General features: G+C 43.9%; 14 protein-coding genes and 4 tRNA genes. 1 reads left to right on the forward strand and 17 read right to left on the reverse strand.

Going from position 1 to position 21,665, the window contains the following annotated elements; translation table 11 throughout:
• Positions 1-97 precede the first annotated feature (97 nt).
• The 17 genes from fusA to uvrA all read right to left on the reverse strand — a co-directional run bounded on the left by fusA (position 98) and on the right by uvrA (position 20,222).
• Complete coding sequence (gene fusA, locus DKT75_RS16685) at positions 98-2,197, reverse strand: elongation factor G (protein ID WP_109824881.1); 2,100 nt, start codon at positions 2,195-2,197, stop codon at positions 98-100.
• Between the two features lie 30 nt (positions 2,198-2,227).
• Positions 2,228-2,698 carry a 30S ribosomal protein S7 gene (gene rpsG, locus DKT75_RS16690; RefSeq protein ID WP_109824883.1) on the reverse strand — a complete coding sequence of 157 codons (471 nt, stop codon included), beginning with the start codon at positions 2,696-2,698 and terminating at the stop codon, positions 2,228-2,230.
• Positions 2,699-2,729: 31 nt separating this feature from the next.
• Complete coding sequence (gene rpsL, locus DKT75_RS16695; protein ID WP_109824885.1) at positions 2,730-3,104, reverse strand: 30S ribosomal protein S12; 375 nt, start codon at positions 3,102-3,104, stop codon at positions 2,730-2,732.
• A gap of 206 nt (positions 3,105-3,310) precedes the next feature.
• Positions 3,311-7,558 (reverse strand): DNA-directed RNA polymerase subunit beta', encoded by a 4,248-nt coding sequence (gene rpoC, locus DKT75_RS16700; RefSeq protein WP_109824887.1) that lies wholly within the window; start codon positions 7,556-7,558, stop codon positions 3,311-3,313.
• An 87-nt stretch (positions 7,559-7,645) separates the two neighbouring features.
• Positions 7,646-11,827: a DNA-directed RNA polymerase subunit beta gene (gene rpoB, locus DKT75_RS16705; protein ID WP_109824889.1), complete on the reverse strand. Its 4,182-nt coding sequence runs from the start codon at positions 11,825-11,827 to the stop codon at positions 7,646-7,648.
• A 120-nt stretch (positions 11,828-11,947) separates the two neighbouring features.
• The gene (gene rplL, locus DKT75_RS16710; RefSeq protein ID WP_109824891.1) at positions 11,948-12,325 is read right to left on the reverse strand and encodes a 50S ribosomal protein L7/L12; all 378 of its coding nucleotides are present in this window, start codon (positions 12,323-12,325) and stop codon (positions 11,948-11,950) included.
• A gap of 58 nt (positions 12,326-12,383) precedes the next feature.
• Positions 12,384-12,917, reverse strand: a complete 534-nt coding sequence (gene rplJ / locus DKT75_RS16715; RefSeq protein ID WP_109824893.1) for a 50S ribosomal protein L10 — start codon at positions 12,915-12,917, stop codon at positions 12,384-12,386.
• A 267-nt stretch (positions 12,918-13,184) separates the two neighbouring features.
• Positions 13,185-13,880 (reverse strand): 50S ribosomal protein L1, encoded by a 696-nt coding sequence (rplA, locus tag DKT75_RS16720; protein ID WP_109824895.1) that lies wholly within the window; start codon positions 13,878-13,880, stop codon positions 13,185-13,187.
• A 1-nt stretch (position 13,881) separates the two neighbouring features.
• On the reverse strand, positions 13,882-14,313 hold the full coding sequence (gene rplK, locus DKT75_RS16725) for a 50S ribosomal protein L11 (RefSeq protein WP_109824897.1): 432 nt from the start codon (positions 14,311-14,313) through the stop codon (positions 13,882-13,884).
• Positions 14,314-14,367: 54 nt separating this feature from the next.
• Complete coding sequence (gene nusG / locus DKT75_RS16730; RefSeq protein ID WP_109824899.1) at positions 14,368-14,901, reverse strand: transcription termination/antitermination protein NusG; 534 nt, start codon at positions 14,899-14,901, stop codon at positions 14,368-14,370.
• 4 nt (positions 14,902-14,905) lie between these two features.
• A complete protein-coding gene (gene secE / locus DKT75_RS16735) occupies positions 14,906-15,283 on the reverse strand; it encodes a preprotein translocase subunit SecE (protein ID WP_109824901.1) in 378 nt (125 codons plus the stop codon).
• A gap of 43 nt (positions 15,284-15,326) precedes the next feature.
• Positions 15,327-15,402, reverse strand: a tRNA-Trp gene (locus tag DKT75_RS16740).
• 99 nt (positions 15,403-15,501) lie between these two features.
• Positions 15,502-16,722, reverse strand: coding sequence for an elongation factor Tu (gene tuf, locus DKT75_RS16745; protein WP_109824903.1), 1,221 nt, complete (start codon positions 16,720-16,722; stop codon positions 15,502-15,504).
• Between the two features lie 41 nt (positions 16,723-16,763).
• Positions 16,764-16,840, reverse strand: a tRNA-Thr gene (locus tag DKT75_RS16750).
• Positions 16,841-16,872: 32 nt separating this feature from the next.
• Positions 16,873-16,946: transfer RNA gene (locus DKT75_RS16755), tRNA-Gly, on the reverse strand.
• A gap of 82 nt (positions 16,947-17,028) precedes the next feature.
• Positions 17,029-17,112, reverse strand: a tRNA-Tyr gene (locus DKT75_RS16760).
• A 278-nt stretch (positions 17,113-17,390) separates the two neighbouring features.
• Complete coding sequence (gene uvrA, locus DKT75_RS16765; protein WP_109824905.1) at positions 17,391-20,222, reverse strand: excinuclease ABC subunit UvrA; 2,832 nt, start codon at positions 20,220-20,222, stop codon at positions 17,391-17,393.
• Between the two features lie 78 nt (positions 20,223-20,300).
• Here uvrA and DKT75_RS16770 point away from each other — a divergent pair, with 78 nt between their 5' ends.
• A complete protein-coding gene (locus DKT75_RS16770) occupies positions 20,301-21,647 on the forward strand; it encodes an MFS transporter (RefSeq protein WP_109824907.1) in 1,347 nt (448 codons plus the stop codon).
• Positions 21,648-21,665: the final 18 nt, after the last annotated feature.

Raw genomic sequence — 21,665 nt, forward strand, 5'->3', positions numbered from 1 at the left:
GTAAACGAGCTAAAATAGGCACTATATAACTCTACCTAAACCTACATTCACCCCTTATAAGGATGACCACACATATAATCGACACACTTACTGCCAATCAATAACCTTTATTCATTACCGCATTAGCTACATTTTTAGAAGCCTCAGCGTAATGAGCAAACTCCATCGAATAACTAGCCCGACCTTGCGTTGCAGACCTAAGCCCCGTCGCATAACCAAACATTTCACTCAACGGAACCTCAGCACGTACAACCTTCCCTGCTGGAGAGTCATCCATACCCTGAACAACACCACGGCGCCTATTAAGATCACCCATGACATCACCCATACTTTCTTCAGGCGTTACCACCTCAACCTTCATCATTGGCTCTAGTAGCACAGGATCTGCCGCAAGGACACCCTCTCTAATTGCCATTGAACTAGCCACCTTGAATGACACCTCTGTCGAATCAACATCATGAAACGACCCATCATACAAAGTAACTTTAATATCTACACAGGGATACCCTGCCAACACGCCATTTTCAAGCTGCTCTTGAGCACCTTGATCAATGGACGGGATAAATGCCGCAGGAATAACACCAGCAGGCATAATATTTTCGAATTGATAACCCGAACCCTCGACAAGAGGCTCAAGGCGCAGAAAAACATGTCCATATTGATTCTTAGGACCTGCCTCTCTAATAAACTTACCTTCCGCTTCTACAGATTTACGAATACATTCCCGGTAGGACACCTGCGGATCACCCACATTAGCGCTTACACCAAACTCTCGCTTCATCCGATCAACAATAATATCCAGGTGCAACTCACCCATTCCAGAAATTATAGTTTGACCACTATCCTCATCTGTCCGAACACGGAAAGATGGATCTTCTTGTGCAAGCTTAGTTAATGCAACATCCATCTTATCTTGATCACCTGAAGTCTTAGGCTCTACCGCAACTGCGATAACCGGCTCAGGAAACTCCATCAACTCAAGAGTAATAACACTATCAAGATCACACAGAGTGTCACCTGTTATAACTTCTTTAAGGCCAACCGCCGCCGCTATATCGCCAGCACGGACTTCCTTAACCTCCTCTCGTGAGTTTGAGTGCATCTGTAAAATCCTACCGACGCGCTCGCGCTTACCTTTACGAGGATTAAAAATAACGCTACCAGACTTTAAAACACCAGAGTAAACACGAAAGAAGCACAAGCTACCCACAAAGGCATCATTTGCTATTTTAAAAGCAAGCGCAGCAAAAGGCTCATCATCACTTGCCTGCCTAACCAAGCCACTCAATTCGCCACCTTCATCAAAACCCTCAATAGCTGGAACATCCGCAGGTGAAGGTAAATATTGAACAACAGCATCAAGAACCGCTTGAACACCTTTATTTTTAAACGCAGAACCACACAAGGTCGGAACTATTTCTCCGGCAATTGTGCGCTTTCTTACACCTTCGACAATCTGATCATTCGATAACTCACCATCATCAAGATATAACTCCATCAGATCATCAGAACTCTCTGCCGCAGACTCAATCAAATTCTCTCGCCACTTTTCAGCAAGAGCCTGCAAGTCGTCAGGGATTTCACTTTCTTGGTAAGTAAGACCTTTATCAGACGCATTCCAACGCAGGGCTTTCATTCGAATCAAATCAACCACACCTTCGAATGCTTCTTCTGCACCAATAGGAAGCTGCAAAGGCACTGTAGTTGCCCCAAGGCGTTCTTGGATTTGCTCTACGACACGTAGAAAGTCAGCTCCAGCACGGTCCATTTTATTAATAAACGCGACCCGTGGAACATTATATTTATTTGCTTGACGCCAGACTGTCTCTGACTGAGGCTCAACACCCCCTACAGCACAAAAGACTGCAACAGCACCATCAAGAACACGCAAGGACCGCTCAACTTCAATAGTGAAGTCAACGTGCCCCGGCGTGTCAATAATGTTAATTCTGTGCTGCTCAAACTGCTTATCCATTCCAGACCAGAAACAAGTAGTAGCAGCAGAGGTAATTGTTATCCCTCTTTCCTGCTCCTGCTCCATCCAATCCATAGTGGCAGCACCATCGTGTACTTCTCCAATCCTATGCGACACACCTGTGTAAAACAAAACACGCTCTGTTGTTGTTGTCTTACCCGCATCGATATGCGCCATTATCCCGACATTGCGGTAACGCTCGACTGAAGTCTCTCTGGACACGATGTTATTTCCTTTTAAACTACTTTCAGCTTACCAGCGGAAATGGGCGAACGCTTTATTCGCTTCAGCCATACGATGCGTATCTTCACGCTTCTTAACTGCACTACCGCGCTTCTCAGATGCATCCATCAACTCACCAGCCAACTTAAGAGCCATTGACTTCTCACCACGCTTACGCGCAGCATCAACCAACCAACGCATACCAAGCGCGTTTTGGCGTGATGAACGAACTTCAACAGGAACTTGGTATGTAGCACCACCAACACGGCGAGACTTAACCTCGACCGAAGGACGTACATTATCCAACGCTTCCTCAAGAACCTGAACACCTTCAGTGCCTTTCTTAGCAGCAATAGCTTCTAAAGCGCCATAAACAACACTTTCAGCAATAGACTTTTTACCATCTTTCATGATGGTATTTACAAACTTTGCAAGCAACTCACTTCCGAACTTTGGATCTGGAAGGATAATACGCTTGGGGACTTCTCTTCTTCTAGGCATGCTCTATCTCACTTACGATTCGTTATTTCAATTAGCTCTTCGGACGCTTTGCGCCGTACTTAGAACGACCTTGCTTACGGCTTTGAACACCCTGTGTATCCAAGCTACCGCGTACAACATGATATCGCACACCAGGTAAATCTTTAACACGACCACCACGAATAAGAACAACCGAATGCTCTTGTAGGTTGTGACCTTCACCACCGATGTAACTACTCACTTCAAATCCGTTAGTTAGGCGAACACGCGCAACTTTACGGAGAGCCGAGTTAGGCTTTTTAGGGGTTGTGGTATATACACGAGTGCAAACACCACGCTTCTGAGGACACGCCTCTAGTGCAGGAACATTACTTTTTTCCTGCTTGCGAGCACGTGGCTTGCGAACCAACTGGTTAATCGTTGCCATTGAAAAAACTTCTCCTAATTTCCAAGGAACTTTGTTTCAACAGCAAAGCTCCCACAAATACAATAGACTCTTATTAAGCCCATTGAAGGCGCGAAATTCTATGCTCCAAGCTCTTCTGTGTCAAGCTCGAAGCATAGAATAGTTAGAGAATTTCTCCTCGCGCGCTACCTAAACTATCAATATCAGTAAGCTACTAACCTACTGGATTATTCTTTTATCTCAATTGGTGCAATCTCGATCTCTACTGGATCAGCATTTGACGCATTTTCTACGTCAAATATTGGCTGTACAGAAGGAGCTGGAATTGAACCTAAACCAAGATTCGCAGACAAACCAGACTTTCCAGCCGCCTTACGTTTTATGTGATGCTTTAGACCCGTACCTGCAGGAATCAAGCGACCTACAATAACATTTTCTTTCAAACCACGTAGAGGATCTGCAGCACCTTTAACAGCCGCCTCAGTCAATACACGTGTTGTTTCCTGGAACGAAGCAGCCGAGATAAACGAGTCTGTCACGAGTGACGCCTTCGTAATACCTAACAACAAGCGATCGAAGACAACTGGTAACTTACCTTCTGCCTCTAGAGCCTCATTAACTGCTTTAACAGCTTTGTAATCTACTTGCTCACCCTTCAGGAAGTCACTATCTCCAGAAGCTGTGATAAGTACCTTACGCATCATCTGACGTGAAATAATCTCGATATGCTTATCGTTGATCTTTACACCCTGTAGACGGTAAACCTCTTGAATCTCTTTAACTAAGTACTCAGCAAGACGTGCAGGGCCTAACAAACGAATGATGTCATGAGAACTTGGCTCACCACCAGCAATCATTTCACCCTTCTCTACTTTAGCACCTTCAAATACATCAAGGTTACGCCATTTAGGTATTAGAACCTCATAAACCTCACCGTCATCAGCAGTAAGAACCAAACGCTTCTTACCCTTAGTCTCCTTACCCCAAGATACCGTACCTGATATCTCAGCAAGGATAGCTGCGTTCTTAGGTCTACGCGCTTCGAACAAGTCAGCAACACGAGGTAGACCACCGGTAATATCACGAGTCTTAGAAGACTCCTGCGGCAAACGAGCGATAACATCACCGACATTTACCATTACACCGTTTGACAAACTAATGATTGCACCACCTGCTAACGGATACTGAACAGGAATTCGAGTATTCTCAAAGAACATACTCTCACCATTACTATCCAATAGACGAACCATAGGGTTCATATCTTTAGCACCAGCACCACGACTTGCAGGGTCTGTAATAACAGTAGAGCTCAGACCTGTCATTTCATCAATCTGTGTATTAATTGTCGCACCATCAAGGAAATCAACGAAGTCTAGCTGACCCGTTACTTCCGAAACGATTGGATGAGTATGCGGATCCCAGTTTGCAACAATCTGACCACGAATAACCTCATCACCTTCAGCAACGGTAATTACCGCACCATAGACAACTTTATATCGCTCACGCTCACGACCGTTATCATCTTCAACACTTAACTCACCGGAACGAGATACCGCCACTAAGTTATTGTCTTTATTGATAACTGTCTTCACGTTAGTTAGTCGAATTTTACCCGTCGACTTAACCGTAATATTACTTTCAGCAGCAGAACGACTTGCAGCACCACCGATGTGGAACGTACGCATAGTAAGCTGTGTTCCTGGCTCACCGATTGATTGCGCAGCTACTACACCAACAGCCTCACCCATACTTACTTTATGACCACGACCTAAGTCACGACCATAACACTGAGCACACACACCATGAACAGCTTCACAAGTAATTGCAGAACGTACAATCACCTCATCCACTCCAAGTGGCTCAAGACGATTAGTCCAGCTTTCATCTAACAATGTATTTGCAGGAATAACTACTTCATCTTTAGCATTAACCACATCAATAGCAGTTACACGACCAAGAACACGAGAACTCAATGGCTCTACAACATCACCACCGTCGATAATTGGCTTCATCATCAAGCCACCCTCAGTACCACAGTCATCACTTGTAACAACCATATCCTGAGAAACATCAACTAGACGACGCGTTAGGTAACCTGAGTTAGCTGTCTTTAGTGCCGTATCAGCAAGACCCTTACGAGCTCCGTGAGTAGAGATAAAGTACTGAAGTACGTTTAGTCCTTCACGGAAGTTTGAAGTGATCGGCGTCTCGATGATAGAGCCATCCGGCTTCGCCATCAGACCACGCATACCTGCCAACTGTCTAATCTGAGCTGCAGAACCACGAGCTCCAGAGTCAGCCATCATGTAAACCGAGTTGAAAGAGTCTTGCTCTTCCTCTTCGCCTTTAGCATTAATAACAGTCTCTTTACCCAAGTTATCCATCATCGCCTTAGCGACTTGATCATTGGTACGAGCCCAAATATCAACAACTTTATTGTAACGCTCACCTTGCGTCACAAGACCCGATGAATACTGATCCTGAATCTCTTTAACATCGCTTTCTGCACGCGCTAGAATATCAGCCTTTTCCGCTGGAATTTCCATATCGTTAGCACAGAATGACATACCTGCTTTAGTTGCATAACGATAACCTGTATACATCAACTGATCGGCAAATATTACTGTCTTCTTAAGACCAACCATACGGTACGCTTCGTTGATCAAAGTAGAGATCGACTTCTTCTTCAATACACGATTCAGCAAGTCAAACGGCATACCTTCAGGTAAAACAACCTGTAGAATTGCACGACCAACAGTTGTATCAACGATACGGCTAGTATGCTCAACTTCACCCGCCTCATTAAGAGACGTATCTTTAATACGAACCTTAACGCGCGCATGAAGAGACGCTTGCTTTGTCTCATAAGCTCTTAATGCTTCATCAGTAGAGGCAAAAATCATCCCCTCACCCTGAGCATTAACACTTTCACGACTCATATAGTACAAACCAAGTACGATATCTTGAGAAGGTACAATGATCGGCTCACCATTAGCTGGCGACAGAACATTATTTGTAGCCATCATCAGAACACGAGCTTCCATCTGAGCTTCAAGCGACAGTGGCACGTGTACCGCCATCTGATCTCCATCGAAGTCAGCGTTGAATGCTGTACATACTAGAGGGTGCAACTGAATTGCCTTACCTTCAATTAGTACTGGCTCGAATGCTTGAATACCCAAGCGGTGAAGTGTTGGTGCACGGTTTAACATAACCGGATGCTGGCGAATAATATCCGCAAGAATATCCCAAACTTCTGATGTTTCACGCTCAACTAATTTCTTAGCTGCTTTAACTGTTGTAGCCAAACCTAAACGCTGCAACTTACCAAAGATGAATGGCTTGAATAACTCAAGCGCCATTTTCTTAGGAAGACCACACTGGTGCAAGCGAAGCGTAGGACCAACAACGATTACTGAACGGCCAGAATAATCAACACGCTTACCAAGTAAGTTTTGACGGAAACGACCCTGCTTACCTTTGATCATGTCAGCCAAAGATTTCAGAGGACGTCTGTTAGAACCAGTAATAGCACGACCACGGCGACCGTTATCCAACAATGCATCAACAGACTCTTGAAGCATACGCTTCTCATTGCGAACAATGATGTCTGGAGCATTAAGATCTAGAAGGCGACGTAAACGGTTGTTACGGTTAATAACACGACGATATAAATCATTTAGATCAGATGTCGCAAAACGACCACCATCTAGTGGCACTAGAGGACGAAGATCAGGCGGTAGAACTGGAAGAATCGTCAGAATCATCCACTCAGGACTGTTATCAGACTCAAGGAATGCTTCCATTAACTTCAAACGCTTACCGATACGCTTAAGTTTTGTTTCTGAATTCGTTGCAGCAGCTTCTTCACGCATCTCTGCGATCGCATCTTTTAGATCAACAGAACGAAGCATTGCTAGTACTGCCTCAGCTCCCATTGCTGCATCAAACTCTTCACCAAATTCTTCTACTGCTTCAAGGTATGCTTCATCACTTAAAAGCTGACCGCGCTCAAGTGTTGTCATACCAGGATCAACAACTACAAATGCCTCAAAGTACAATACACGCTCAATATCACGCAGCGTCATATCCAAGAACAAACCAATTCGTGAAGGTAGTGATTTCAAGAACCAGATATGAGCCACAGGACAAGCTAGGTCGATATGACCCATACGGTCACGACGAACTTTAGTCTGCGTTACTTCAACACCACACTTTTCACACACAACACCACGGTGCTTCAAGCGCTTATACTTACCACAAAGACACTCATAATCCTTAACAGGACCGAATATCTTTGCACAGAACAAACCGTCACGCTCAGGCTTAAACGTTCTGTAGTTAATTGTTTCCGGCTTCTTAACTTCACCGAACGACCAAGAGCGGATAATTTGAGGTGAAGCTAGACCGATACGTATACGATCGAACTCTTCTGCCTCTGTCTGCTGCTTAAAGATATTTAACAAATCTTTCATATTAATCGCCTTAAATTCTGCGTCTACATTGCTACTACGTAACTATAAATTGGTGGAGTGAATTAACACTCCACCAAAATTACTACTTTAGTCACTCTCAAGCTCGATATGAATACCTAGCGAGCGAATTTCCTTCATCAATACATTGAAGGACTCTGGCATACCCGGTTCCATCTGCAGGTTGCCATCAACAATGTTTTTGTACATGCGGTTACGACCCTGTACGTCATCCGATTTAACTGTCAGCATTTCCTGCAAGGTATGAGCAGCACCATATGCTTCAAGCGCCCAAACCTCCATCTCACCAAATCGCTGACCACCAAACATAGCTTTACCACCCAGCGGCTGCTGCGTAACAAGACTATATGGACCGGTTGAACGTGCATGCATCTTGTCATCAACCAAGTGATTCAACTTAAGCATATGCATGTAACCAACAGTTACTTCACGCTCAAACACCTCACCCGTACGACCATCATGCAGCGCGATCTGACCAGACTCCGGAAGATCTGCAAGCTTAAGCATTGCATGGATTTCCTTCTCAGAAGCTCCATCAAATACCTGAGTAGCCATCGGAACACCACGACGCAAGTTCTTTGACATTTCAACCACTTCGATGTCAGTCATCTCAGCAATATCACCTGCACCCTGATTTGGGTTACCACCTGTAGAATAAATCTCAGATAGGAATTCACGAAGCTCATCTACCTTAGCCTTAGCTTCGATCATACGACCAATCTTGTCACCAAGACCTTTAGCAGCCCAACCAAGATGAGTCTCTAGAACCTGACCAACATTCATTCGTGACGGTACACCCAATGGGTTCAGTACGATATCTACTGGCTCACCATTTGCCATGTACGGCATATCTTCAACAGGAACAATACGTGATACAACACCCTTGTTTCCGTGACGACCAGCCATCTTATCACCAGGCTGCATACGGCGCTTAACAGCAACGTATACTTTAATCATCTTCAACACACCCGGTGCAAGGTCATCACCAGCAGTCAATTTCTCTTTCTGCTTTTGAAGACGCTCTTCGTAGTATTTCTTTTGATCAAGAAGCAAACGATGCGCCGTTTCAAGCTGTTCATTTACTTCTTCGTTACGCATACGTAGTGCGAACCAATCTTTACGATCTAGCTCATCTAGGTAAGTTCGAGTAACTTTGCCGCCCGCTTTAATATCACCAAGCCCGCCATCAGCGACCTTGTTTAATACCTGCTTTGCAACACGATCAAATAGATCTTCTTCAAATACACGCAACTCATCACGAAGGTCATTACGTACTTTCGCCAACTCTGTTTCACAGATCGACTTAGCTCGCTCATCCTTCTCAACACCGTCACGAGTAAATACTCGAACATCGATTACCGTACCGAACATACTCGTCGATACACGTGAAGAAGTATCTTTTACGTCAGACGCCTTCTCACCAAAGATCGCACGAAGCAGCTTCTCTTCAGGAGTTAGCTGAGTCTCACCCTTAGGCGTAACCTTACCAACTAACAAATCACCCGGCTTAACTTCAGCACCAACATGTACGATTCCAGACTCATCTAGCTTCGACAGTAGACCTTCACTTACATTAGGAATATCTGAAGTAATTTCTTCAGGCCCCAACTTAGTGTCACGCGCTAAACAAGTAATCTCTTCGATGTGAATCGAAGTAAAGCGATCTTCTTCAACAACACGCTCAGAGATAAGGATCGAATCCTCAAAGTTATAACCATTCCAAGGCATGAAGGCAATCTTCATGTTTTGTCCTAGCGCTAACTCACCCAAGTCTGTTGAAGAACCATCAGCCATAACATCACCGCGAGCAATAACATCACCCACTTTAACGATAGGACGCTGATTCAAACATGTGTTCTGGTTAGAACGTGTGTACTTGATCAGGTTGTAGATATCAACACCACCACCCTGAGCCTCATCATCATTCACTCGAACAACGATACGCGCAGCGTCAACAGCATCTACAACACCACCACGGCGAGCAGAAACAGTCGAACCAGAATCTACAGCAACAACTCGCTCCATGCCTGTTCCACAAACCGGTGTATCAGCACGCAAACATGGCACAGCTTGACGCTGCATGTTTGAGCCCATCAATGCACGGTTAGCATCATCATGTTCTAGGAACGGAATCAGTGACGCAGCAACAGATACAATCTGCTTAGGAGATACATCCATGTATTCAACATCAGCCGATGCTGACAATGTGAATTCATTTTGGTAACGCGTAGAAATCAAGTCCTTAATAAACCCGTTCTTTTCATCTAACTCAGCATTTGCCTGAGCGATAACAAAACGTGATTCTTCGATAGCAGACAGGTAATCAATTTTATCTGTAGCAATACCATCAATAACTTTACGATATGGCGTCTCTAAGAAACCATAGTCATTTGTCTTAGCGAATACAGCCAATGAGTTGATCAAACCAATGTTTGGTCCCTCAGGTGTTTCGATCGGACATACACGACCATAATGTGTCGGATGAACGTCACGAACTTCAAAACCAGCTCGCTCACGTGTCAGACCACCAGGCCCTAATGCTGAAATACGACGCTTGTGAGTCACTTCAGATAATGGATTATTTTGATCCATGAACTGAGATAACTGACTTGAGCCAAAAAACTCTTTAACAGCAGCAGATACAGGTTTTGCGTTAACCATATCTTGAGGCATCAAGCCTTCACTTTCAGCTACAGTCAAGCGTTCTTTAACAGCACGCTCAACTCGAACCAAACCGATACGGAAAGCATTTTCTGCCATCTCACCAACACTACGGATACGTCTGTTACCAAGATGATCGATATCATCAACCACACCATGACCATTACGAATATCGATCAAGCACTTAAGTACATTAACGATATCAGAGTCCGCTTTACCGTCAGCTTTAAGCTTATCGTACTGAGAACCAAACTTTGCAACTTGTTCTTTTGACATCGCATCTGAGCGAGAGCTCAAATAGCCTTTATCAAATAGAATTGCTGGGCCAACTTCTTCCGTGTACTCAAGACGACGATTGAATTTCATACGTCCAACGTCTGACAAGTCATAACGCTCTTCTGAGAAGAATAAGTTATGGAATAGGTTTTCAGCAGATTCTTTAGTTGGTGGTTCACCAGGACGCATCATGCGATAGATTTCAACCTGAGCTTCTAGCTGAGTTTGAGTCTGATCGACATTTAACGTATTAGAAATGAACGCACCACAATCCAACTCATTTGAGTAAATGATCTCAAACTTCTTAATACCGTTGTCACGAAGCGCTTCTAGCACTACTTCAGTAACTTCAGCATTAGCGTGAGCAATCATCTCACCCGTTGACTTGTCTACAATGTTTTTCGCAAGAACTTTAGATACCATGTATTCATCTGGCACATCTAAAGTCTTCACATCCGCTTTTTCTAGCGTACGGATGTGCTTAGCCGTAATACGACGACCTTTTTCAACAACAGTTTCGCCATTGATTTCGATATCAAAAGTCGCAAGCTCACCACGTAAACGCTGTGGGTCCAATGCGATTTGAATCTTTGATTTAGCCAGAGTCACAGAAACATTATCGAAGAAGAAATCTAGAATCTCTTCAGTTTCCATACCCAATGCTCGTAGTAATACTGTCGCTGGTAATTTACGACGACGATCAATACGAACAAATACAGAGTCTTTAGGATCGAATTCAAAATCCAACCACGAACCACGGTAAGGAATAACGCGAGCGTTATGTAATATCTTACCAGAGGTATTAGTCTTTCCTTTATCATGATCAAAGAAAACACCAGGGGAACGGTGCAACTGAGATACGATTACACGCTCTGTACCGTTAATGACAAAAGTTCCTTTATCTGTCATTAAAGGCATTTCGCCAAGGTAAACTTCTTGTTCTTTTATATCTTTAACTACGCGTGTGTTCTTTGGTGCTTCCTTATCATAGATAACCAAGCGCAATAGCACTCGTAGAGAAGCAGCATATGTCAATCCACGTAATTGACACTCACGCACGTCAAATACTGGCTCACTTAGACGGTAATCTACATACTCAAGATGCACAAAACCAGAATAACTATTAATAGGAAATACTGAACTAAATGCACCGTGCAGACCAATATTTTTACGTTCGTCAGGCTTCAAACCTGGCTGTAAAAATTGTCTAAACGAGCTTAGTTGAATCGCGAGTAAGGATGGAATATCCATAACTTGTGGACGTTTACCAAAATCCTTACGGATGCGTTTCTTATCAGTGAAGGTCAGAGCCATCGTGTTTCCTCAACTAGTAACGGGCGGGAGCACTTTTAAAGCGACAAAAGGCCGGCAACTATATTTAGTTACCAGCCAATCGTTCTTGAAAGCAGTTAAACCACTTTCGGGTATTACAACTTACTTAAGCTCGACAGTTGCGCCAGCTTCGATTAGTTGCTTCTGTGTATCTTCAGCGTCGTCTTTAGCAACACCTTCTTTAACAGTTGCAGGTACGCCTTCAACCATTGCCTTAGCTTCTTTCAGACCAAGACCAGTGATTCCGCGAACAACTTTGATTACGCCGATTTTGTTATCGCCGAAACCTGTCATTACAACATCAAATTCAGTCTTTTCTGCAGCAGCTTCGCCAGCAGCTTCGCCACCAGCAGGAGCAGCAGCAACTGCAGCAGCAGCTGATACGCCAAATTTCTCTTCCATTGCAGAAATCAAATCAACGATTTCCATAACGCTTAACTCAGCAATGCCTTCTAGAATATCTTCTTTAGAAAGAGCCATTGTATTTCTCCTAAAACTTTAAGTCAGTATAAACAGTTTAATAAACAAGCCACCCAAATTAGGCAGCTGTCTCTTCTTTCTTGTCGCGCACAGCGGCAACAGTACGTACAAGCTTACCTGGCACTTCATTAACAGTACGTGCCAACTTGTCCAATGGTGCTCTAAGAGTACCAGCCAAAATAGCCAACGCTTGGTCACGTGTAGGCAATTTGGACAATCGCTTCAACTCAGATGCAGGATAAACTTCCCCACCTACAGCCAAAGACTTAACGATCAGCTTGTCATGATCTTTTGCAAAAGCTTCAACTAAACGCGCAGCAGAACCTGGATCTTCCTTAGAAAATGCCAACACCAAAGGCCCAGAAAAACTATCACTCATACAAGCAAAATCTGTATTCGCAACAGCTAACTTAGCTAGGTTATTCTTAACAACACGCAGATAAACGCCTGACTCACGTGCTTTAACACGCATCTCAGTCATTTCATCAACAGTCAAACCACGGTACTCAGCAGCCACCGCGGAATGAGCTTCTGCAGCCACCGCAGCGACCTCAGAGACAATCTTCTTTTTGTCTTCCAAAGTTAATGCCACAGCATCTACCTCTCTAATTCGGTGCAAAACCCACCGGTAAATAAACACTCTAAAAATAGAGTAATCTATAACGACGTGCACCAAATCATTACTGACTTAGCTTACGTCATCTACGCAGGCACATATTTAACTCTTTAAGCCCTTACTAAACAAGTAGAGCACCTACGGTCTTTGACGACATACTATAAAGTATATCAACTTGCCATCACTGGCAGCCCCAAGGGGCATAGTAAAACACATATCCGAGAATATGTGTTTTAAATATTTTTAAAACTTGATCGCAGTATGATCAACAACAAGGCCTGGACCCATAGTTGTAGATACTGAAACTTTCTTGAAGAAGATACCCTTCGCTGTAGAAGGCTTACCTTTATTCAAAGCAGCTAGCAAAGAAATAAGGTTCTCTTCCAGCTTAGCAGATTCAAAGTCAACACTTCCGATACGGCAATGAACGATTCCACCACGATCTGTACGGTAACGTACCTGACCAGACTTAGCATTCTTTACTGCTTCAGCAACGTTTGGCGTAACTGTACCAACCTTAGGGTTAGGCATTAGACCACGTGGACCAAGAATCTGACCCAACTGACCTACGATACGCATAGCATCTGGACTAGCAATAACAACATCGAAATCCATGTTGCCTTTCTTAACTTCTTCAGCTAAATCTTCGAACCCAACAATATCTGCACCGGCTTCTTTAGCAGCCTCTGCATTTGCACCCTGTGTAAACACAGCAACACGAACTGTCTTACCAGTACCGTTTGGCAGTACTGTAGCACCACGTACAACTTGATCAGACTTCTTTGCATCAACACCTAGGTTAATACTCACATCAATACTTTCTGTGAATTTAACTTGAGGTAGACTCTTAAGAAGATCAAAACCTTCAGTAATACCATAAACAGTTTCTGGATTTACTTTCTCAGCAATCTGCTTTTGACGTTTTGTTAGCTTAGCCATCTTACACTCCCTCCACATCTACACCCATACTGCGAGCAGTACCGGCAATTGTACGAACCGCTGCATCCATATTGGCTGCAGTCAGATCAGGCTCTTTCATCTTAACAATTTCTTCAAGTTGCTCACGAGACATCGTACCAACTTTTACACTGTTAGGAGTTGCACTACCGCTCTTAAGACCTAAAGCCTTCAGAATCAGTACTGCCGCCGGAGGAGTTTTAGTAACGAACGTAAAACTACGGTCATTATAAACTGTAATTACTACAGGAATCGGTAAACCAGCTTCCATGCTCTGTGTAGCAGCATTGAACGCCTTACAAAATTCCATAATTTGAACACCGTGCTGACCCAATGCTGGACCTACTGGCGGACTTGGATTTGCTTTACCTGCAGGAACCTGCAACTTAATATATGCTTGTACTTTCTTAGCCATTCTATTCTCCAGTGGGTAATAACGCTTCTCAGCTTCCCAGTAGACTATCTAAAATCAGATCTTTTCAACCTGAAAGAACTCTAGCTCAACTGGTGTTGAGCGTCCGAAAATCTGTACCGAGACAAGTAACTTACTCTTCTCGTAATTAGCCTCTTCAACAACTCCATTAAAGTCATTGAACGGACCATCTTTAACACGAACAACTTCACCCACTTCAAACAGAACTTTAGGACGAGGAGCATCAACACCCTCCTCTATGCGATTCATTATCGCATTCGCTTCTTTCTCAGTGATTGGAGCTGGCTTATCACTGGTACCACCAATGAAGCCTAAAACTTTAGGTGTGTCTTTAATTAAATGCCATGACTCATCGTTCATGTCCATTTCAACTAAAACATAACCTGGGAAAAACTTTCTTGAACTTTTTCGCTTTTGACCATCTCGCATCTCAACTACTTCTTCAGTTGGAACCAAGATATTGCCAAAATAATCATGCAGACTAAGTCTTTCTATTCTTTCTTCAATAGACGCTTTTACACGTGCTTCGAAATTTGAATACGCATGAACAACATACCATCGCATAGCCATTACATTAACCTCCAGTCGCAAGTAGAACTTTAACGCCCCAACCTAAGAGCATATCTACAAACCATAGAAAGATAGAAAGAATGGTCACAATGATAAAAACCATCAAAGTGGTTTGCATTGTTTCTTGACGCGAAGGCCAGACGACCTTGCGAACTTCTGTACGTGCAGCTCCCATAAACGAAAGCAGACCTTTACCTTTATTCGTCGTTGAAGCAACGAACACACCCAAACCTGCTACAGCTAGCAGACCTAGAACACGGTAAAGCAAAGAAGCTTCTTCGAATAAGTAAAAACCAACTATAGAAGCGACCAACAAACCAAGCGCAAGCACTAGCTTAACTATATCGAGTGTTGAACTTTTAGGCTCAGCATTAGTTGACATCTATTTAATCACCTATTTGTATTTAATCTTATTGTGTTTCAGATGGCAGGCCAGGAGGGAATCGAACCCCCAACCTACGGTTTTGGAGACCGTCGCTCTGCCAATTGAGCTACTGGCCTAATTTAAAATACATCTTAAACTAGCTGAAACAACAAAAACGAGGGAAGGATGTTCCCTCGTTTTTTGCATTGGAACGGGATTATAACAACTAAGCTATCTTAAGCAATAACTTTCGCTACAACACCAGCACCAACAGTACGGCCACCCTCACGAATCGCGAAGCGTAGACCTTCATCCATTGCGATAGGATTGATTAGTGTAACAACCATCTTGATGTTATCACCAGGCATAACCATCTCAACACCTTCTGGTAACTCACATGCACCTGTTACATCCGTGGTACGGAAGTAAAACTGTGGACGGTAGTTAGAGAAGAAAGGAGTATGACGACCACCTTCATCCTTCGACAAAACATAGATCTCAGCTTCGAACTTAGTGTGAGGGTTGATTGAACCAGGCTTACAAAGAACCTGACCACGCTCAACATCTTCACGCTTAGTACCACGAAGAAGGATACCTACGTTATCACCAGCTTCTCCACGATCAAGAAGCTTACGGAACATCTCAACACCAGTACAAGTTGACTTCTGCATCTCACGGATACCGACAATCTCAACTTCATCACCAACGTTGATAACACCACGCTCGATACGACCAGTAACAACAGTACCACGACCAGAGATAGAGAAAACATCTTCTACAGGCATGATAAAGTCACCTTCAACAGCACGCTGTGGAAGAGGAATAAACGTATCAAGAGCATCAACCAACTTAACTACTGATGAAACACCCAACTCATCTGTATCTTCACCTTGAAGGGCCATTAGAGCCGAACCAACAACGATTGGAGTATCGTCGCCAAATTCGTTAGCTTCTAGGATGTCGCGTAGCTCCATCTCAACAAGCTCAACCATTTCATTGTACTCTTCAGAACCGTAACCACCGCAATCTTCAGCAAGTAGATCAGCTTTGTTCAAGTATACAACGATATATGGAACACCTACCTGGCGAGACAACAAGATGTGCTCACGAGTTTGAGGCATCGGGCCATCTGTAGCACCACATACTAGAATCGCGCCATCCATCTGCGCAGCACCAGTAATCATATTCTTTACATAATCCGCGTGACCTGGGCAGTCAACGTGAGCGTAATGACGAGTCTCAGACTCATACTCAACGTGTGACGTTGAGATAGTGATACCACGTGCCTTTTCTTCAGGAGCGTTATCGATTTCGTCAAATGCTCTTACAGCACCACCCATCTTCTCTGCCATGACCTTAGTCAGTGCTGCGGTTAACGTAGTTTTACCATGATCAACGTGACCAATTGTGCCGACGTTAACGTGCGGCTTCGAACGTACAAAAGTTTCTTTAGACATCTCGCAACACCTTGTAGTAGAGATTTATTCAAAATATATAATGGAGCCCATAACCGGATTTGAACCGGTGACCTCATCCTTACCAAGGATGCGCTCTACCGAGCTGAGCTATATGGGCCAACAACTATCTAACTCAGCTTTTTCTTACAATGGAGCGGGTGATGGGAATCGAACCCACGTGATCAGCTTGGAAGGCTGGAGCTTTACCATTAAGCTACACCCGCCTATTTAACCCTTTGCAAGAAGCAAAGCTTCTTTACACAAATGCGGATTTACAAATTAATGTAAATCCGCACATGCTCAATTTGGTGGAGGGAGGAGGATTCGAACCTCCGAAGCCGAAGCAGCAGATTTACAGTCTGCCCCCTTTGACCGCTCGGGAATCCCTCCAAACGAGGGCGGCATTTTGTGCGAAACACCCTACCCTGTCAACCTTTTAATTCATCTTTTTTTCAATTTAATAAAAATAATTTACTTAGCCGAAACACACATCACCTTTTAGACCTGTTCAAACCTTTCTGCGCCTAGGCTACTCAGTCATATCTTCGTTTTTATAAATTATTGATTCCACAGATTTTTCATCTAGATAACTACAACAATCCTTCATCTTCACTAGCTTCTAACTGACTACAATCACCCAAAAACACACCCACTCAAACATTTACACTTTATTTTGTCTTTTCTAAAACTTGCTTCAAATACTTACCGGTATACGAACCTTTCTTTTTTGCCACCTGCTCCGGTGTGCCAACAGCAATAATCTTTCCACCTTTATTACCACCCTCTGGCCCAAGGTCAATAACCCAGTCTGCAGTTTTGATAACATCCAGATTATGCTCAATAATAACAACAGTATTTCCTTCATCTCTTAGTCGATGCAATACCTTTAGCAATACATCCACATCATGAAAGTGCAAACCTGTCGTTGGCTCATCCAATATATAGATGGTCTTACCTGTTCCTCGCTTGGATAACTCCTTAGCCAGTTTTACACGCTGCGCCTCACCACCTGATAACGTCGTCGCATTCTGCCCTAACGTTATATACGAGAGACCCACATCCATCATGGCAGACAATTTATTATGAATACCTGGTATAGCACTGAAAAACACAACCGCTTCTTCTACGGTCATTGCTAATACTTCGTAGATATTCTTACCCTTAAAGCGTATATCCAGAGTCTCTCGATTATATCGCTTACTCTCACATGCATCGCAGGGCACATAAACGTCAGGCAGGAAATGCATCTCCACCTTTATCACACCATCACCACGACAAGCCTCACAGCGACCACCCTTTACATTGAAACTAAAGCGCCCCGGTGTATAACCACGTGACCTAGCCTCCTGTGTAGCAGCGAATAAGTCGCGTATAGGCGTAAACACACCTGTATAGGTTGCAGGGTTAGATCGCGGTGTACGCCCTATAGGGCTTTGACTGATATCAACAACCTTATCTAAATAGTCTAAACCTTCTATCTCTTTTACTTTTGCTCCAACGTCACTCGATCCATTTAAGAACTTAGCTATATTTGGATACAGTGTTGCATTGATTAACGTTGACTTACCCGAACCTGACACCCCCGTAATACAGGTCATCACACCTATAGGGATTTCTGCCGTGACATTTTTTAAGTTATTACCTTCAGCACCGATCATACGGAGCACTTTATCTTTATCTATTGGTACACGCTTCTTAGGTACTTCAATTGCTCGCTTACCCGACAAGAACTGCCCTGTACATGACTCTTCAACCGCCATAACTTCTTCGGGTGTTCCTTCCGCGATAATGCGACCACCATGCACACCCGCTCCCGGCCCTATATCAACCACATAGTCAGCCAATCTAATTGCATCTTCATCATGCTCAACGACAATGACCGTATTACCCAAGTCACGAAGGTGAATAAGCGTCTTTAGTAATCGATCATTATCACGCTGATGCAAACCTATTGACGGCTCATCTAATACATACATGACACCCACTAGACCTGCACCAATCTGCGAAGCTAGACGAATTCGCTGCGACTCTCCGCCCGACAAACTATCAGCACTACGATTTAGCGACAAATAGTCCAATCCGACATTCACCAAGAACTCTAAGCGCAGTTTGATTTCTCGTAGAATTTTTTCGGCGATCTGACCTTGCTTACCGGGTAACTCCAACTCAGTAAAGAATAACAACGTATCGCCAATCGCCCACTCAGTTATTTCTGACAAATCTTTATTATCAACAAATACATTTCGTGCCGCGAGATTTAAACGCGCACCTTCACAACTTGGACAAGTATGCGTTGAAAGGTATTTCATCAACTCTTCACGCACACCATTAGAGTCAGTATCCCGATAACGTCGGTCTAGATTATTTAGAATACCTTCAAATGGATGCATCTTTTGGTAGACCTGCCCCTTTTGACCCACATAACGGAACTCAATTTCTTTCTTACCACTTCCATGCATTAGTACATCACGGACGCTCTTTGGTAGTTTCTTATAGGGCGTATCTACATCAAAACCATATTCTGCGGCTAGCGAATCTATCAGATGAAAGTAGTAAGCATTTCTACGGTCCCAACCACGCACAGCACCTTCAGCCAAACTCAACTCTGGCTTACTCACTACACGGGCTTCATCAAACGCTTGATGCACACCTAGACCATCACATGTTGGACATGCACCACTTGGACTATTGAATGAGAATAAGCGCGGCTCCAAATCAGGTAACGAATATCCACAATGCGCACAGGCGTAGTTAGCAGAGAACATTAACTCCTCATTACCCGAATCATCCATCCAAGCGACACCCGCCAAACCATCAGCGATTCGCAAGGCGGTCTCAAATGACTCAGACAAACGCAACGCTAAGTCTTCACGTACCTTGAAACGATCCACAACGACTTCAATCGTATGTTTTTTACGAAGTGCTAATGTTGGTGTGTCATCTAACTCACACACTTCACCATTAATCCTAGCTCGCAAGAAGCCCTGAGCACGCAACTCTTCAAATAGCTTTGCATACTCACCTTTTCGATTGCGCACAACCGGCGCAAGCAACATCAGCTTAGACCCTTCCGGTAGTGCCATGACAGCATCCACCATTTGCGAGACAGTCTGAGCCTCTAGCTCCTGACCATGCTCAGGACACCTAGGCTGACCTGCACGCGCATAAAGTAAACGCAGATAGTCATAGATCTCCGTTACCGTACCTACCGTTGAGCGAGGGTTGTGCGATGTTGTTTTCTGCTCAATAGAGATAGCTGGAGACAAACCTTCAATATGATCAAGATCCGGCTTCTCCATCATCGATAAAAACTGACGAGCATAAGACGACAGAGACTCGACATAACGTCTCTGTCCTTCCGCAAATATCGTATCAAAGGCTAATGATGACTTACCCGAACCTGACAACCCTGTAATAACGATTAACTTATCACGAGGTAAATCAATATCAATATTTTTGAGGTTATGGGTACGCGCTCCGCGCAAACTGATTTTTTTCACTGTGGGATATTCTTCTTTCAAAAAATTATCTGCTAATATGCCGACTTGCCAACCTCATGACAACCTTGTTATCTCCCCATGAATAAACTTGAACGCCGTACCGCTCTATCCCTAGCCGCTGTTTATGCTGTTCGAATGCTTGGTTTATTCATGATTTTGCCAGTACTACCGCTGTACGCTGAGAATTTTGAAGAAGCCACACCCTTCCTAATTGGCTTAGCCATAGGGATCTACGGCCTTACTCAAGCAACTTTCCAAATTCCGCTCGGACTCATGTCTGACCGCTTTGGACGTAAACGAATTATTATTGCGGGACTGATTATTTTTGCTATTGGTAGCGTGGTTTCAGCACTCTCAGATAACATCTACAGCATTATTATTGGTAGGGCTATTCAGGGCATGGGCGCTATCGCCGCAGCAACTATGGCACTAGCCGCCGACCTAACCGAAGAAAACAACCGAGCCAAGGTCATGGCGAGCATTGGAATGACTATCGGTGTCGCATTCGCTGTTGCAATGGTTGTTGGCCCGCTCATAAACGACTGGTACGGTCTTTCAGGCATCTTTTGGATTACAGCACTACTTGCACTTGTCGGTATCGGTCTTGTTGCATTCGTAGTTCCAACACCCAAAAAACTCTTCCATCATCGCGATGCTGGCGTTATGAGCGACTACTTACTACCGGCAATTAAGAATGCCAACTTATTGAGAATGAACATTGGGGTGTTCATTTTGCACATGGTGATGACCGCAAACTTCACCGTACTCCCTCTACTCTTTAAGAACCAAATGAATATTGAGAGCGCGTCGCACTGGAAAATCTACTTACCGGTATTTGCACTGTCATTCATCTTCGCTCTACCTTTAATTATTATTGCCGAGAAGTACCAAAAGATTAAACCACTCCTCATTGGTACAGTCGCAACGCTAATACTGGCGCAATTAGGGTTATCATTCGGACTAGAAACCAACTACTTAGTACTCGCCAGTTTTCTAATGTTCTTTATAAGCTTTAATTTTCTTGAAGCAATACAACCGTCACTTGTCGCGAAATATTCTAGTGTTAGCAATAAGGGCACAGCCATGGGCATCTTTAGCACATGGCAATTTATGGGAATATTTGTGGGCGGTATTACGGGCGGCTTCTTGCTTGAGCACAACAGCCAAAGCGCGGTATTTTTATTCGGCGGGTGCGCAGCATTGGTATGGCTAGTCGCTGCAATATCACTACCAAAACCTCACTTCTACAAAAGTCAGTTAGTTAAACTTAGCCCGTTGATGCTGCAAGACAGCCAAGCGACGACTATTGCACTCTATGAAATAAAGGGAATCAAAGAAGTCGCTATCGCCATAGAAGAAGGCATAGCATATTTAAAGGTCGACAAAAAAGAACTTGATGAAACTGCGCTGGTAGCATTCCAATAAAACAAACCTAATACTTCG

The sequence above is a fragment of the Leucothrix arctica genome (genome assembly GCF_003172895.1).
GTDB lineage: Bacteria > Pseudomonadota > Gammaproteobacteria > Thiotrichales > Thiotrichaceae > Leucothrix > Leucothrix arctica.

Bases quoted from the DNA above. Each gene is read 5' to 3' on its own strand.
- rpsL (WP_109824885.1), bottom strand. From the start codon at position 3,104: ATGGCAACGATTAACCAGTTGGTTCGCAAGCCACGTGCTCGCAAGCAG.
- nusG (WP_109824899.1), bottom strand. From the start codon at position 14,901: ATGGCTATGCGATGGTATGTTGTTCATGCGTATTCAAATTTCGAAGCA.
- rplL (WP_109824891.1), bottom strand. From the start codon at position 12,325: ATGGCTCTTTCTAAAGAAGATATTCTAGAAGGCATTGCTGAGTTAAGC.
- rplA (WP_109824895.1), bottom strand. From the start codon at position 13,880: ATGGCTAAGCTAACAAAACGTCAAAAGCAGATTGCTGAGAAAGTAAAT.
- rplK (WP_109824897.1), bottom strand. From the start codon at position 14,313: ATGGCTAAGAAAGTACAAGCATATATTAAGTTGCAGGTTCCTGCAGGT.
- rpoB (WP_109824889.1), bottom strand. From the start codon at position 11,827: ATGGCTCTGACCTTCACTGATAAGAAACGCATCCGTAAGGATTTTGGT.
- rpoC (WP_109824887.1), bottom strand. From the start codon at position 7,558: ATGAAAGATTTGTTAAATATCTTTAAGCAGCAGACAGAGGCAGAAGAG.
- DKT75_RS16770 (WP_109824907.1), top strand. From the start codon at position 20,301: ATGAATAAACTTGAACGCCGTACCGCTCTATCCCTAGCCGCTGTTTAT.
- rpsG (WP_109824883.1), bottom strand. From the start codon at position 2,698: ATGCCTAGAAGAAGAGAAGTCCCCAAGCGTATTATCCTTCCAGATCCA.
- tuf (WP_109824903.1), bottom strand. From the start codon at position 16,722: ATGTCTAAAGAAACTTTTGTACGTTCGAAGCCGCACGTTAACGTCGGC.
- secE (WP_109824901.1), bottom strand. From the start codon at position 15,283: ATGTCAACTAATGCTGAGCCTAAAAGTTCAACACTCGATATAGTTAAG.